The sequence below is a fragment of the Psychrobacter sp. ER1 genome (assembly GCF_048631835.1).
Classification (GTDB): domain Bacteria; phylum Pseudomonadota; class Gammaproteobacteria; order Pseudomonadales; family Moraxellaceae; genus Psychrobacter.
The window spans coordinates 933,686-948,711 of the sequence record NZ_CP184640.1; the positions used below are offsets into that span (position 1 = coordinate 933,686).

At 43.1% G+C, this 15,026-nt stretch carries 9 protein-coding genes and 2 pseudogenes; 9 read left to right on the forward strand and 2 right to left on the reverse strand.

Annotated features, from left to right (window positions below; genetic code table 11):
• Positions 1-41 precede the first annotated feature (41 nt).
• The 7 genes and pseudogenes from ispC (at position 42) to ACOBWA_RS04415 (ending at position 9,718) form a co-directional block, all read left to right on the forward strand.
• Positions 42-1,243 (forward strand): annotated as a pseudogene (ispC, locus tag ACOBWA_RS04385) (1-deoxy-D-xylulose-5-phosphate reductoisomerase).
• A gap of 96 nt (positions 1,244-1,339) precedes the next feature.
• Positions 1,340-2,716 carry an RIP metalloprotease RseP gene (gene rseP / locus ACOBWA_RS04390; RefSeq protein ID WP_238053219.1) on the forward strand — a complete coding sequence of 459 codons (1,377 nt, stop codon included), beginning with the start codon at positions 1,340-1,342 and terminating at the stop codon, positions 2,714-2,716.
• A gap of 262 nt (positions 2,717-2,978) precedes the next feature.
• Positions 2,979-5,378 carry an outer membrane protein assembly factor BamA gene (bamA, locus tag ACOBWA_RS04395; protein ID WP_420230312.1) on the forward strand — a complete coding sequence of 800 codons (2,400 nt, stop codon included), beginning with the start codon at positions 2,979-2,981 and terminating at the stop codon, positions 5,376-5,378.
• 146 nt (positions 5,379-5,524) lie between these two features.
• Positions 5,525-6,541, forward strand: a complete 1,017-nt coding sequence (lpxD, locus tag ACOBWA_RS04400; RefSeq protein WP_394124294.1) for a UDP-3-O-(3-hydroxymyristoyl)glucosamine N-acyltransferase — start codon at positions 5,525-5,527, stop codon at positions 6,539-6,541.
• 52 nt (positions 6,542-6,593) lie between these two features.
• A complete protein-coding gene (fabZ, locus tag ACOBWA_RS04405; RefSeq protein WP_420230313.1) occupies positions 6,594-7,103 on the forward strand; it encodes a 3-hydroxyacyl-ACP dehydratase FabZ in 510 nt (169 codons plus the stop codon).
• 183 nt (positions 7,104-7,286) lie between these two features.
• Positions 7,287-8,066, forward strand: coding sequence for an acyl-ACP--UDP-N-acetylglucosamine O-acyltransferase (gene lpxA / locus ACOBWA_RS04410; protein ID WP_420230314.1), 780 nt, complete (start codon positions 7,287-7,289; stop codon positions 8,064-8,066).
• Positions 8,067-8,365: 299 nt separating this feature from the next.
• Positions 8,366-9,718, forward strand: coding sequence for a sodium-dependent transporter (locus ACOBWA_RS04415; protein WP_102094408.1), 1,353 nt, complete (start codon positions 8,366-8,368; stop codon positions 9,716-9,718).
• Positions 9,719-9,859: 141 nt separating this feature from the next.
• Here the strand turns inward: ACOBWA_RS04415 and tgt are convergent, their stop codons facing one another.
• Complete coding sequence (gene tgt, locus ACOBWA_RS04420; protein WP_102078127.1) at positions 9,860-11,011, reverse strand: tRNA guanosine(34) transglycosylase Tgt; 1,152 nt, start codon at positions 11,009-11,011, stop codon at positions 9,860-9,862.
• 321 nt (positions 11,012-11,332) lie between these two features.
• Here tgt and ACOBWA_RS04425 point away from each other — a divergent pair, with 321 nt between their 5' ends.
• A complete protein-coding gene (locus ACOBWA_RS04425; protein ID WP_420230315.1) occupies positions 11,333-11,926 on the forward strand; it encodes an SOUL family heme-binding protein in 594 nt (197 codons plus the stop codon).
• Positions 11,927-11,989: 63 nt separating this feature from the next.
• Here ACOBWA_RS04425 and asd read toward each other — a convergent pair.
• Positions 11,990-13,122 (reverse strand): annotated as a pseudogene (gene asd / locus ACOBWA_RS04430) (aspartate-semialdehyde dehydrogenase).
• A 439-nt stretch (positions 13,123-13,561) separates the two neighbouring features.
• Here asd and ACOBWA_RS04435 point away from each other — a divergent pair.
• The gene (locus tag ACOBWA_RS04435) at positions 13,562-14,692 is read left to right on the forward strand and encodes an endonuclease/exonuclease/phosphatase family protein (RefSeq protein WP_420230316.1); all 1,131 of its coding nucleotides are present in this window, start codon (positions 13,562-13,564) and stop codon (positions 14,690-14,692) included.
• Positions 14,693-15,026: the final 334 nt, after the last annotated feature.

The following is a 15,026-nucleotide window of genomic DNA, read 5'->3' on the forward strand; positions in this document are numbered from 1 at the left end:
TCTATTTTTATTATTTTTAAGTATCATGGGCATTGATGGTTATGACGCAACGCATCGCCGTACTAGGCGCGACAGGCTCGATTGGCGATAGCACCTTAGCAATATTAGCGGCGCAACCGCAAACTTATGAAGTCTATGCTTTATCAGGCTATCATCGCTTAGATAAGCTATTTGCACTCTGTCAGCAGTTTTTGCCGAAACGCGTCAGTGTGCCAATGTCAGCCGTGGATGATTTTGCTAACAGGCTTAAAGCCGCAGGGATTGATAGTGAGGTCGTAGGGGCGAGGCAGGATTAGTAGATATTGCCACTGATCCGCAGACTGATACGGTGGTAGCGGCGATTGTAGGGGCGGCAGGGTTGCCGTCTACATTGGCAGCAGCACGTGCAGGCAAACGTATCTTATTGGCCAACAAAGAAGCCTTAGTCATGGCAGGTAAGGTTATGATCGATGCGGTCAAGACGCACAAAGCCACTTTGCTGCCGCTCGATTCTGAACACAATGCTATTTTTCAATGCTTACCACTTGCTATTCAGCAAGATAATACGCAAATCCATCAGTCAAATCATGGTGTCCGTAAACTATGGTTAACAGCCTCTGGTGGGCCATTTTTGCAGCAGTCGTTTGAGCAAATGCAGCAGGCAAGCGTCGCAGAAGCGGTCAAACACCCGAATTGGTCAATGGGTCAAAAGATATCTGTCGATTCGGCGACGATGATGAATAAGGGGCTTGAGCTGATAGAGGCCTGTCACTTATTTGATTTGCCTGAAGATAAGATAAATGTGGTTATTCATCCACAAAGTATCATTCACTCAATGGTAGAATATAGCGATGGGAGTTTTTTAGCACAGCTGGGCAGTCCAGACATGAAAACGCCCATTGCGCACGCGCTGAGCTATCCTGATCGCATTGATAGTGGCTCGCAGCCGTTAGACTTATTTGCACTTAGTGGTTTGGAGTTTATTGAGCCTGACTTGCAAAAATTTGCCTGTTTGCGTTTGGCCCGCCAAGCTATGCAAGCCGGAACGCAAGCCACAATTGTGCTCAATGCGGCAAATGAAATTGCAGTAGCGGCATTCCTCGATGGTAAAATACGTTTGACGGACATTGCTAATATTAACGAACAAGCCTTAAATGACATACAGCTGCCACCATTGAAAGAAACTGCTGACATAGAAGACATATTGGCAATCGATAAGATTGCACGCCATCTGACTGATAAGTTGGTAGCAAAGCTGACATAATCGTAGCAAGCGTCTCTTAGCTGATATATGACATTGATAAACGATATTAGCGAAGATGTTAATAAAAATGCTGAGAGACAATACTGAGAAAAAATCATGACGTTTTTACTAACACTTCTTGCTGCCATATTTGTCTTGGGCCCGCTTATTGCCTTACACGAGTGGGGGCATTATATTGTGGCGCGGCTTTGCGGTGTCAAAGTGCTAACGTACTCTATCGGTTTTGGTCCTAAAGTTTTTGGTTGGACCAGTAAAAAGAGCGGCATCGACTATCGTATCTCAGCATTGCCACTTGGCGGTTATGTAAAGATGCTAGATGAGCGTGAAGGTAATGTCGCAAAAGATGAGCAGCACCTTGCGTTTAATCGGCAACATCCGCTCAAGAAAATTGCTATCGTTGCAGCTGGCCCTATCATGAATTTTGTTATCGCTATCGCGCTATTTTGGGTACTATTTATGACCCCATCTGAGCAGTTGGCGACTAAGATTGGTCAGGTACTACCAGATACGCCTGCTGCGATGGCACAGCTGCCAGTCGGTGATAAGATTGTTGCGATTGATGGGCACGATGTGCAGACATGGGAAGGTATTAACTATCGCCTTGCAGGACGTATGGGTGAGACGGATAATGTCAGCATTACCTTGCAGTCAGACGCCCAAACCGATCAGTCGACTAAAACCTATCAAGCACCAGTTACGCAGTTTATGCAAGGCGAGGCTCAAGGCAAAGACGCACTGACCAGCTTTGGTATGTTGCCATGGCAGCCGCAGATTGCGCCGATTGTAGGTGGTTTGGCTCCCGATGGTGCCGCTAGCCGCCAAGGTCTAAAGGTTGGTGACCGCATTACTGCTATTAATAATGAGTCAATCGAAGATTGGATTACTGCGACGCGTATCATTCGTGATAATCCTGAAACGCTGTTGAACTTTACGGTGTTGCGTGATGACAAGCCTGTACAGTTGCAAATTATGCCCCAAGGCAAAAAAGACAACTTGGGTAATGATTACGGACAGATTGGTGCGATGGTGGATCAGACTGAGATTGTGATTCCTGATGATTACAAGACTACCGTGGTCTATGGCCCTAGTGAGTCGTTAGTTAAGTCGTTTGAAAAGACTGAGCAGCTCGCAGTAATGACCGTAAGCTCGATGGGAAAAATGCTGTCAGGTATGATTGGTTTAGACAATCTATCAGGGCCAATTACCATTGCCAAAGTCGCCAAGCAAAGCTTTGATATCAGTTGGCAGATGGTATTATCGACAGCGGCGCTTATTAGCTTAAGTCTTGCCGTCTTAAACCTTTTGCCGATTCCAGTATTAGATGGTGGTCATATTGTCTATCATTTTATTGAGCTGATTCGCGGTAAGCCACTGTCTGAAGGTGTGCAAATGGTCGGTCTAAATATCGGTTTACTCTTACTGGCAGGTTTCATGGTGTTAGCAATTGGTAATGACATCAGCCGGCTATTTTAGTCAGCTGATGAGCAATATGGCTGATAAAGCACGATATACTAATGGTTTTACGCCTATTATAGGCTGATTATTGTTATGATAGGCATGCTACTCTGTGTCGCAGCCTCTGTACTAATCGTAATTTTTAGTTTATTTTGTGATGCAATTTATATAAAGTGTTCTGAGTTACCCTTGCATGGGTTTATAACCTTATGCGCACGGGTTAGACAATACGTGCCTTTTAACTTAACTTAAGCAATTTTTTTATTGACGGATAGTGTTTATGCGTACGCCTTTAATTATGAGCGCGGCTGGGTTGCCGTTAGTTGTAGCGATGATGAGTATGCCAGTACAGGCTGCAGAATTTGTAGTAACTGACATCGGTTTTAATGGCTTACAACGCCTAACCCCTGATAGCCTCTATCCGGTCTTACCTGTTACGGTAGGCGATACGGTGAATGATAGTAGCTTAGCTGCCAGTATTAAGGCGCTATATGCAACTGAAAACTTTGCTGATATTCAAAGCCGTGTCGAAGGTGGCAAGCTAAGATTTGACGTTATTGAGCGTCCAACGATCGCTGAAGTAACCTTTGAAGGTAACAAGCTTATTCCTAAAGAAGGGCTTGAGCAGGGACTGAAGAATGCTGGTCTTTCTGCTGGTGACGTGCTCAAGCAGTCTACTTTGCAAGGCGTGGCCAATGAGCTACAACAGCAATATATTAGCCAAGGTTACTACAATAGTAATATCGAAATAGATCAAACGGTACTTGATGGCAACCGCGTAAAACTTGACGTACGCTTTGTAGAAGGCAAGCCTGCTAAAGTTGTCGATATCAATATCATTGGTAATAAGCACTTTAGTGATGAAGAGATCAAAGACGTTTTCGCAGTAAAAGAGTCTTCATGGACGCGTCTATTATCTAAGTCTGATCGATACGCTCAAGAAAAACTGGCCGCTAGTCTAGAGAGTTTAAAGGCGCTATATCAAAACGATGGTTATGTGCGTTTTTCAGTTGATAATGCCGTATTGAACATCAGCGAAGATAAAAGTAGTGTGTTTATCGAAGTCAGCCTAAGCGAAGGCGAACAATACCAGTTTGGCGAAGTGAACTTTTTAGGTAAACCTACTTTTGAGAACAGTGAGCTAAAAGAGCTGGTGAGCTTTGCATCTAACGAAAAATACTCGCAAGCAAAACTAGACGAAACCACTGCTTCTCTTAAAAGACGCTATGGTAACGAAGGCTATTATCTAGCTCAAATCAGACCAGTACCACGTATCAATGACGATACGAAAATGGTCGATGTTGATTACTATATTGACCCTGCTCGTCCTATCTACGTTCGTCGTATCAACTTTACGGGTAATATCAAAACGCAAGACGAAGTATTACGTCGTGAAATGCGTCAGTTAGAAGGTACGCTGTCATCTAATGATAAAATTCAGCTGTCACGCACGCGTTTGATGCGTACTGGCTTCTTTAAAAATGTCACTGTCGATGTTAAGCCAGTACCTAACCAGCCGGATCAAGTCGATGTGAACTATGTGGTTGAAGAGCAGCCTTCTGGTAGCTCAACGATTGCAGCCGGTTACTCACAAAGCGGTGGTGTGACTTTCCAGTTGGATTTGACCCAAAACAACTTTATGGGTACCGGTAACCGTGTTAAGGCTGCGCTTTCTCGTTCAGAGACACGTGACTCTTATAGCCTAGGTTATACCGATCCGTACTTTACAGAAAACGGTGTCTCTCAAGGTATCAGCGGTTATTATCGCAAAACCAAATATGACGACGACAACGTTAGTAACTATGTGACCGATTCATATGGTGCGACGCTGAACTATAGTTATCCTATTGACGAAACCAAACGTCTTAGTGCTGGTCTAAATGTAGACAACACAAAGGTTCGTGGTGGTCGTTATCTAGGTATATCTAATGTCCAAGAAATTCTAGACGAGGGCGGTACGAAAACGCCGGAAGTCGAGACTGATGGTGTTGCTAGCTTCAAGAATGACTATCAGACTTACAACCTATTGTTTGGTTGGGACTATAGCACCCTAGATCGTCCAGTATTCCCTACCAAAGGGATGAGCCATGCGGTTGATGCAACCATCGGTCTTGGCGATGCCAACTACCAAAAGCTAACTTATAGCGGCAATATATATTACCCTATTTATAAAGACGTGATCGCGCGTGGTTATACTAAGCTTGGTTATGGTAATGATTTACCGTTCTATGAGAACTTCTATGCTGGTGGTTATGGCTCAGTACGTGGCTATGAATCATCGACACTAGGACCTAAATCACAAGTTTATCTTGATGCGGTCAATGATCCAGACAACCAAACCTTTACCGCAGAAGAGGTTGGTGGTAATGCGCTAGCTACGTTTGGTGCTGAACTAATTTTGCCAATGCCGTTCAAAGGTGACTGGGCAGATCAAGTACGCCCAGTATTGTTTGCTGAAGGTGGTCAGGTCTTTGACACTTCTGATAAAGAAGATCGTACTTTTAATGACTCAGATGTTCCATTGCTGACTCAAGATAATGACTTCCGCTACAGTGCGGGTGCTGGTATCACTTGGTATACGCCAATTGGTCCGATCTCACTTAGCTACGCGGTACCATTTGGTGACAAAGAGGGCGATGAGACTGAAAAAGTCCAGTTCCAGATTGGTAATACATTCTAAATTAATGACATTTTTCATATCTATTTGAGTAATTGTAAAGATTGTTTCAAATAGACGGAAATATCATTAGAGCTTAGTAGGTCGTCAAAACGCATTGTTATTTTGGCGACCGTTTCATTTATAAACACATTTTATTAATAGTCATTATGATAACGATTGAGCAACTCATTACTCGAATTGAGCAGCGTCAGCCTATTATTAATAAGGCTGAGATTGATACTGAGCAATTGTGTCAACCATTCAGTAGCGTCGGTAGTTTGACGACAGCCAGTCAGCAGCAGTTAAGCTTTTTGGCAGATCCTCACTATATTTCTAGCTTGGCGAGCAGTGACGCAGGGGCAGTGTTGGTAACGGAAGCATATCGTGACCAGGTGCCTACCTCAGCGATAGCGCTAGTCGTTTCAAATCCATATCTGGCTTATGCCAGTGCCAGTCAGCTGTTTGCACGTCATTCTTTATCTAACGGAATTCATCCTAGTGCTGTGATTGCAGACAGTGCTGTTATTGGCGAGCAAGTCAATATCGGTCCTTTTTGTGTGATTGGTGACAATGTACAAATAGGGGCGCGTAGCTCACTTGATGCTCATGTCGTGGTTGAGGCCAATACCAGTATCGGTACCGATTGTGTCATTAAGTCGCAAGTCGTTGTTGGGCCTGAGTGTGTCATTGGCAATCACGTTAGATTGCATGCAGGAGTAAGCATCGGATCTGAAGGGTTCGGTTTTGCGCCTACTAAAGATCCTAGTAACACAGGTTGGGAGCGCATTGCCCAGTTAGGCCGTGTCATTATTGGTGATTATGTACGAGTTGGTAGCCAGACATGTATCGATCGTGGCGCTATCGATGATACCGTTATTGGTAATCACGTGATTATTGATAATTTGGTACAAGTTGCCCATAACGTCCGTATCGGTGACGGCACTGCTATTGCTGCTCAAACCGGTATTGCGGGTAGTACTACGATAGGTAAGCGCTGTATAATAGGCGGCGCTGTCGGTATCACAGGGCATATCGAGATTACAGACGATGTTGTTTTATCTGGCATGACCATGGTAACCAAATCCATTAAAACCGCTGGCTCATATTCATCTGGTACGGCTGCAATGCCAACTGCTAATTGGCGACGTGCTGCTGTACGTTTTCGTCAGCTAGGCAATAACTAATGCAAACACAAACAAATAATAGATATTCAAAACACAGCAAGGAAGCGTCATTATGAGCAATAACAATATAGATATCCCAACTGATGAAGACGTTAAAAGCTTAGCTGAGCAAGGTCTTACGCTACCATTAACGTATCATACGATTAAGCATTACTTACCGCATCGTTATCCTTTTATGCTGGTAGATCGTATTGTAGCTTGTACGCCAGGCGAGTGTATTACTGGTATCAAAAACGTGACTATTAATGAAGAGTTTTTTAATGGGCATTTTCCTGACGAGCCAATCATGCCAGGGGTATTGATGGTAGAAGCAATGGCACAGGTTTCAGGCATACTTGGGTTCATTACCGCAGGTCTGACTTCAGAAGATGGCTATCTGTATTTGTTTGCTGGTGTGGATAAAGTGCGGTTTAAGCGCCGAGTGATTCCTGGTGATCAACTCATTATTCGTGCCAAGACAGTGATGCAGCGCCATGGTATTTATAAGTTTGATTGTACGGTACATGTCGAAGACGAACTTGCTGCGAGTGCTCAAATCATGATTGCGCGTCAAGAGCAGTAAAAGTGCCTAAGTTTGCAATGAGTTAGCATTCATAAAGCGCTATATCGAATCGATCTTCACAATTATAATGAGCTATTATATTGATATTTAACAAAGCAGCGGATATTGGCCTCATTCATGAAGCCAAACCAGCTGCATTTGGCTGACTATTTATTTGCATTAAATGATACAAGGGCCCACATCATGAGTCAGATTCACCCTACAGCAATCATCTCGCCATCTGCACAGATTGATGAGACTGCCATCATTGGTCCCTACTGTATCATTGGTGATGAAGTATCAATTGGACCACATACTGTGTTGCATAGGCATGTCGTTGTAACTAGGTTGACTCGTATTGGCGCGCACAACCAGTTTTATCAGTTTGCGAGTGTTGGAGAAGATCCTCAGGATCTAAAGTATGCAGGTGAGCGTACTTGGCTTGAAATTGGCGATCACAATACGATTCGTGAAGCCTGTAGCCTACATCGCGGTACAGCGCAAGACGGCGAGCTGACTAAAATCGGCAGTCATAATTTACTGATGGTAAACACCCATGTCGCACATGATTGTGTCATTGGCGATCATAACGTACTGGCTAACAATGTCGGTGTAGCAGGGCATGTGACTATCGGCGACCATACCATCATCGGTGGTAACTCAGGCATACATCAGTTTTGTACAGTAGATGACTATAGCTTGATTGGCGGAGCAAGCCTCATTCTAAAAGATGTGGCTGCATTTACGATGGTATCTGGCAATCCAGCAAAGGCTCATGGACTCAATATCGAGGGTATGCGCCGTAAAGGTTGGTCAAAAGAAACTATTAATGTCTTACGTCAAGCGTATCGTACGATTTTCAGATCAGGTTTGACCACTGCACAAGCGTTGGAAGTCTTACATAATGAGCTATTGGCTAAAGAGCCAAAAATTCAGCTACTTATTGATTCTTTGCAAAATAGCAGCCGCGGTGTTGTCCGCTAAAAAAACAACTCGATTAATGATGAGTTAGATACTTTTAATCAGCTAAATTCTTATGGAATGAAGGTGAATTAGATAAAAGCCATAACTATTTGTTATGGCTTTTTATATTTATGAGCACTTGACTTTTTTGGTCGCTTAGCAGAAACTGAGCGTTTACGATATTGTAATCAATTCTTTCTTAATGTTGCTGGGCGTTTCACATCGAAGCGTTTACTAAATAGCTCAATGGTAAGGCCGACTATTTATGTTGATCAAGGAAGATTATCAGTAACGTTAATTGAAGCACGAGGACGGAAAAAATGGCTATCAATAAACAAGAACATGCCCAATGGAGCTCAAGCTTTGGCTTCGTATTGGCAGCAGTAGGCTCAGCAGTTGGTTTAGGAAACATATGGAAATTTCCATACATGGTTGGCGAAAGCGGTGGTTCAGCTTTTGTTATTGCCTATTTGTTCTGTATCGCGCTGGTCGGTTTTCCGATATTAGTTGCTGAATGGTTAATTGGTCGACGTGGTCAAAAAAACCCAGTCAATACTTTTTCAGACGTAGCAGCGACTGAAGGTAAGTCACGTAGCTGGGGCATCGTTGGTGCTACTGGTATCTTAGGTGGCTTCTTAATTCTATCGTTCTATAGTGTGATCGGTGGTTGGGCGCTGAACTATATCACTAAAGTTGCAACAGGTAGTTTTGCTGGTCAAGACAGTGATTCTGTTGCTGCAACCTTTGATGCTATGCTTGCATCAGCTGGCACATTGACGATTTGGCATACGGTATTTATGATTTTAACCGCTGTCATCGTTGGTATTGGTGTGACAAGTGGTATCGAAAAAACAGCTAAGATTTTAATGCCATTATTGGGTGTGATTCTGTTCGTTATCGTCGGTTATAACGTGATGAACGGTGGATTTGGTGAAGCAGTTGCTTACCTATTTACACCAGATCTTAGCAAACTAACGGCTGATGTTATGCTTGCAGCATTAGGTCATGCATTCTTCACCCTATCAATTGGTATGGGTATCATGGTTGCTTATGGTTCGTATTTGGGCCGTGAAGTGAACTTGCTAAAAACAGCACGTACCGTTGTTATTTTGGATACGGTTATTGCGTTGGCTGCTGGTCTTGCCATCTTCCCAATCATCTTTAGCAATGGTCTAGATCCTGCATCAGGTCCTGGTCTTATCTTTGTGAGCTTGCCAATTGCTTTCGGTAGCATGGGTGCGGGTACCATTATTGGTGCATTGTTCTTCTTGCTTATTACCTTTGCCGCTATCACCTCATCTATCTCGTTGCTTGAGCCAACCGTTGAGTTGTTAGAAGAGCGTACGTCGATGAGTCGTACTGTATCTACTATCGTGGCAAGTACAGTAATCTGGTTGTTAGGTATTGCAGCATTGCTATCGTTCAACCTATGGTCTGACTTCACTATCATGGGTAATGGTATCTTTGATGCATTAGATAAGCTTACTAGTAAGTTCCTATTGCCTCTAACAGGTCTGGCTGCAATTGTATTTGTTGGTTGGAAAATGGATCAACGCAATATCCAGCAAGAGCTTGGTTTATCTAATGGTACATGGCAGCTGTGGCAAATCGTTGCGAAATTTATCGCGCCAATCGCTGTTATTGTAGTATTTGTGACGTCATTGATGGGATAGTAGTCAAAATAGACTCTACTTAAATCATTAAGTGATAATCATTGAGTGATAAAAGCAGCACAGAAAAAGGGCTTAAGATTATTCTTAAACCCTTTTTTATTTCAACAGATTTAGATAACAAGTAGTAAATATTAAACAGGATTAACGCAAGTTTAACTCAGGAACCGTTTGACCGCGTTTGGCATAAAACTCACTGACAAACTCATCAAATTTATCTTGCTCGATAGCATCTCTGATACCTTGCATCAAACGTTGGTAATAGCGTAAGTTATGAATGGTCGCTAACTGAGCACCTAGCATCTCTTTGCACTTATTAAGATGGTACAGATAAGCACGGCTAAAGTTTTGGCAAGTATAGCAGTCACACTCAGGATCTAATGAGCCTTCATCATTGCGATATTGGCTATTACGAATACGTACCACACCAGCATTGTCTGCATCGCCCGTCACAAAGTAATGGCCATTACGCGCGTTACGAGTTGGCATCACGCAGTCGAACATATCCACACCGCGACGTACGCCCTCAACTAAATCCTCAGGCTTACCAACACCCATAAGATAGCGTGGCTTATCTGCTGGCATATCATCAGGCAGGTAGTCTAGGACATCTATCATCTCTTCTTTAGGTTCGCCAACTGAAAGACCACCAATAGCATAACCATCAAAGCCAATCTCTAACAGGCCTTCAAGTGATTGCTGACGCAAATCAGGATACATACTGCCTTGTACAATACCGAATAATGCGTTGGTGCTGCCCAGTCTGTTGTGCTCATCGATACAGCGCTGTCCCCAACGTAGCGATAGCTCTAACGACTTTTTCGCTTCATCATGAGTGGCTGGATACGGCGTACACTCATCGAACTGCATGACGATGTCTGAGTTCAAGCTGTACTGAATCTGCATAGATTTTTCTGGTGAGAGAAATACCTTTGCGCCATCGATAGGAGATTTAAAATTTACGCCTTCTTCGGTAATTTTACGCATTGCGCCGAGGCTGAATACTTGGAAACCGCCCGAATCGGTCAAGATAGGCTTGTCCCAATGCATAAACTTATGTAAGCCACCGAATTTATCAATGACTTCAGTACCCGGACGTAACCAGAGATGGAAGGTATTGCCCAAAATAATATCAGCACCGATGGCTTCGATATCACGTGGCAGCATGCCTTTGACCGTACCATAAGTACCAACAGGCATAAAAGCAGGCGTTTGCACGTCGCCATGATTGAGATGAACCGTACCACGGCGTGCACGCGTTGCACCGCTGGCCGTTTTATGTAAGACAAATTGCATATGATAACCGCTATTTAAGCTATGAAAATGGCGCTAATTATAGCATTGTTAGCGGTTTTTTTGGACATGGATATTTAGTGGTATCGATACATAGTTAATATGTTCTTTAGGGATTTTATTTGACATCCCTTTTTCATAACCAAAAAATACAGATAGCACGCCAAAAGACACAGACAGTGCTAGAGGTCTATTGATACAGTAGAAGTTATACAGGTGAGGTAATAATCATTGCCACACCATGCTTTTAGATGCTGGAGACATTATATGAAAAAGACAGCTTACTTATTGTTGAGTGGTTTATTATTGATATCAGGAGGGGCTATGGCTACTGAAGAGCCGAAATACACAGTATTGACCCAAGTAGATGACTTTGAGCTGCGTCGTTATGATGAGCAGCTAGTAGCGCAAACGTGGGTGAGTGGTGACCAAGAATCAGCAAGTCGTGAAGGATTTAAGGTTTTAGCGGACTATATTTTTGGTAATAACACAGCACCAAGTGGAGACAGTAGTAAAATCAGTATGACGGCACCTGTTACGATGCAAGCTAATAACAAAGAAAGTGATAATGAGTCACAAAAAATTGCCATGACAGCACCAGTCAGTATGCAACAAGACGATGGTAAGTGGCGCGTACAATTTACGATGCCTAGTAAATATACGATGCAAACACTGCCAAAGCCAAATAATCCAGACGTTGAGATTATAGAAGTACCCGCACAGACGTATGGTGTGATTAAGTTCTCTTGGCTCGCAGGAGAAGACAAAGTAGCGGAAAAAACCGAAGCGCTGCAAACATGGATGCAAAACCAGAATTTGACGCCTATAGGCGAGCCTGAATTAGCACGTTATAACCCACCTTGGACGCTACCATTCTTACGTCGTAATGAGGTGATGATTGCTTATCGATCTAAATAGTAATCAGCACATAAAAAAGACAGCAATCGCTGTCTTTTTTGTGCTTCATCTAAAGTATCTGAGTTAGACGTTTTGCTCACGGATGATATTAAGCATACGACGTAATGGTTCTGCTGCGCCCCATAACAACTGATCACCAACGGTAAAAGCACCTAGATACTCAGGGCCCATATTAAGCTTACGTAAGCGACCTAGGGCAACAGTTAAGGTGCCAGTTACGGCCACTGGAGTTAGGCGATTCATGGTAGCTTCTTTGTCATCTTCGACCAAGTCCAACCACTCGTTGCCACTGTTTTTGAGTGCAGCTTCGATTTCTTCTAGTGGAATGTCTTTTTCAGCTTGATCGTTAAACCTTGCGCATGACAACGCATAGCGCCGACGCGTACACACATACCGTCGATAGGAATCGTACTGGTATCATCGTTACCCAAGATCTTATTGGTCTCGACGCCGCCTTTCCATTCCTCTTTTGACTGTTTGTTTTCTAGCTGCGCATCGATATAAGGAATCAAGCTACCTGCCAATGGTACACCGAAGTATTGTGTAGGGAAGTCTGCTGAGCGCTGAGTCTGAGCGATTTTTTTATCAATCTCAAGAATAGCGCTAGCAGAGTCAGCCAATTCGTCTTGGACGGCATCATGTAACACACCCATACCGTTGATGAGCTCGCGCATGTTGTTTGCGCCAGAGCCACTAGCAGCTTGATACGTCATCGCGCTGACCCATTCGACCCAACCTTTATTAAACAGCTCACCGATAGCCATCAACATCAATGATACGGTACAGTTACCACCGATAAAGTCTTTTTTGCCGTTGGCTAGGGCACTATCAATAACGTTACGGTTGACTGGATCAAGAATGATGATGCTGTCATCTTTCATTCGCAGCGTACTTGCCGCATCAACCCAATAGCCGTTCCAACCACTATCACGCAGTGGTTGATGGACCTTTGACGTATAGTCACCACCTTGGCAAGTAATAACGACATCACAAGCAGCAAGTGCTTCAATATCATGAGCGTCTTTTAGTTGGCCGGTTTCAATACCATCGAATTTTGGTGCATCACCACCAGCATTACTGGTAGAAAAAAACACGGGTTTGATCCCGTTAAAGTCATTTTCTTCCTGCATACGTTGTATTAATACTGACCCTACCATACCGCGCCAGCCTACCAAACCTACTGTTAAATCACTCATGAAGTTCAATCCTATTTACAATTATTTGTTGCATCGTCAACCGATAACAATGCCGTGAATGGCGCGAAAAAGCAAGGCGTTTTGGCTATTATTTGGTCGTTTTCTATACACTATTAACTATGTCGACTATAACTTTAAGTTATTACTATTGAAGAAATACTTGGCTATCTGACGACCTCAAAAATATGGTGTTTAATAAAGCACTCATTATATTGAATGAGCCAATATTGTAACGTTTTATGATAGTTGTCGCATAATTGAGACTCACCAGTAGGCGAGAATCTTCTGAAATGCTAAAGTAAGTCTCAAACACAATTACTCGACGTTAGTTATTTAATGTCAGGTGAGTTACAACCACGATATTTCTTATCAAACAAAAGCTTAACCAATATACATCATCGGCTCTATCAACATTTCAATCAACGGTTAGTACCTACTTATGGATCTCTCACTATTATATTACGCCTTACAAGGTCTAGCAGGATTCATCGCCTTTGTCACAATCTGGGGCTGGCTGCCGCTAGATAACTGGTGGGTGCGTGGTGTTGAGTTTCCACGCATTCAAATAATGGTGCTTGGTATTATTGCTTGGGTTGGCATGATAGTGTTTTTCTCAGAGTGGGAGTTATGGCAGTGGATATTATTTGTTGTACTGAGCGGTACGTTAGCATTTCAGCTGAGAATGGTACTGCCGTATACTAAGCTGTGGAAAAAAGAAGTTCAAAAGGCAAAAGACAAGCCAGAAGGGCAAGCGCATCAAATAAAAATCATGGTATCAAACGTATTGACGCCCAATGACGAAACGCAAAAGCTGGTCGATTTAGTTAAGCAAAAGCAGCCTGATATCTTAATTACATTAGAAAGTGATAAGAAATGGGAGCAAGCCTTACAGCAAGTTGAGTCTGACTATCCCTATACCGTGAAAGTGCCACTAGATAATTTATATGGTATGCACTTGTATTCTAAGCTTGAGCTAATTGATCCTGAAGTTAAGTATTTGATGATAGATGATATACCTTCTATCCATACACAGTTACGTTTGCAAGGAGGTCGCGTCGTTTGGTTATATTGCTTGCATCCCATGCCGCCTAGTCCAACTGAAGCTGATAAGTCCACCACGCGTGATGCTGAGCTGCTCATGGTGGGTAAACATATAAAAGAAAACGACCAAACGGCGATACTGGCAGGTGACCTCAATGATGTCGCATGGTCAAAAACCACACGTCGTTTCCAACGTATCTCTGGCCTGCTAGATCCTCGCATTGGTCGACATTTTATTAATACCTTTCATGTTAAATACCCATTTCTGCGTTGGGCTCTAGACCATATCTTTCATAGTGCTTGCTTTACGGTAGTTGATATTCAGCGTATGCCATCCGTAGGATCTGATCACTTTCCTGTGATGACTACCTTACAATATGAGCCAGAAGAAGCAAGCAAGCAAGAAGGCAATGCGCCTACTGCACAAGCAGAAGATATCCAAGAAACTGACAACAAAATCGAAGAAGGCAAGAAAGAAGGCGAAAAAGTGTCAGAAGAGCACAGACAAGAACAGCGCAGTTTTGGTTGATAAAAGAGGCCGTTTATTAACGGTAATGCATAAAAGTGATGTAAGCATATGCTTACGCAAAATAGAGTCTTTAGCTTCTATCGGCACCAAATTCATTGGCCTATAATACAGCCATCAACACAAGGATACGCATGGATGTAGTGTTGAGACGGTATCAATAAAAGCACAGGTCAGCCCGCTGTCTTATATAATACTGTTAAATGACTTAGGATGAGTCAGCACGGAAGAGAGATAATAACAATAACATGAAGTATTGAAACCCTGAACCAATCGCCCTAGGTTCGGGGTTTTTCTTTGCATATAGATTTTGGTTTATCAAGATTTAAACTATTTA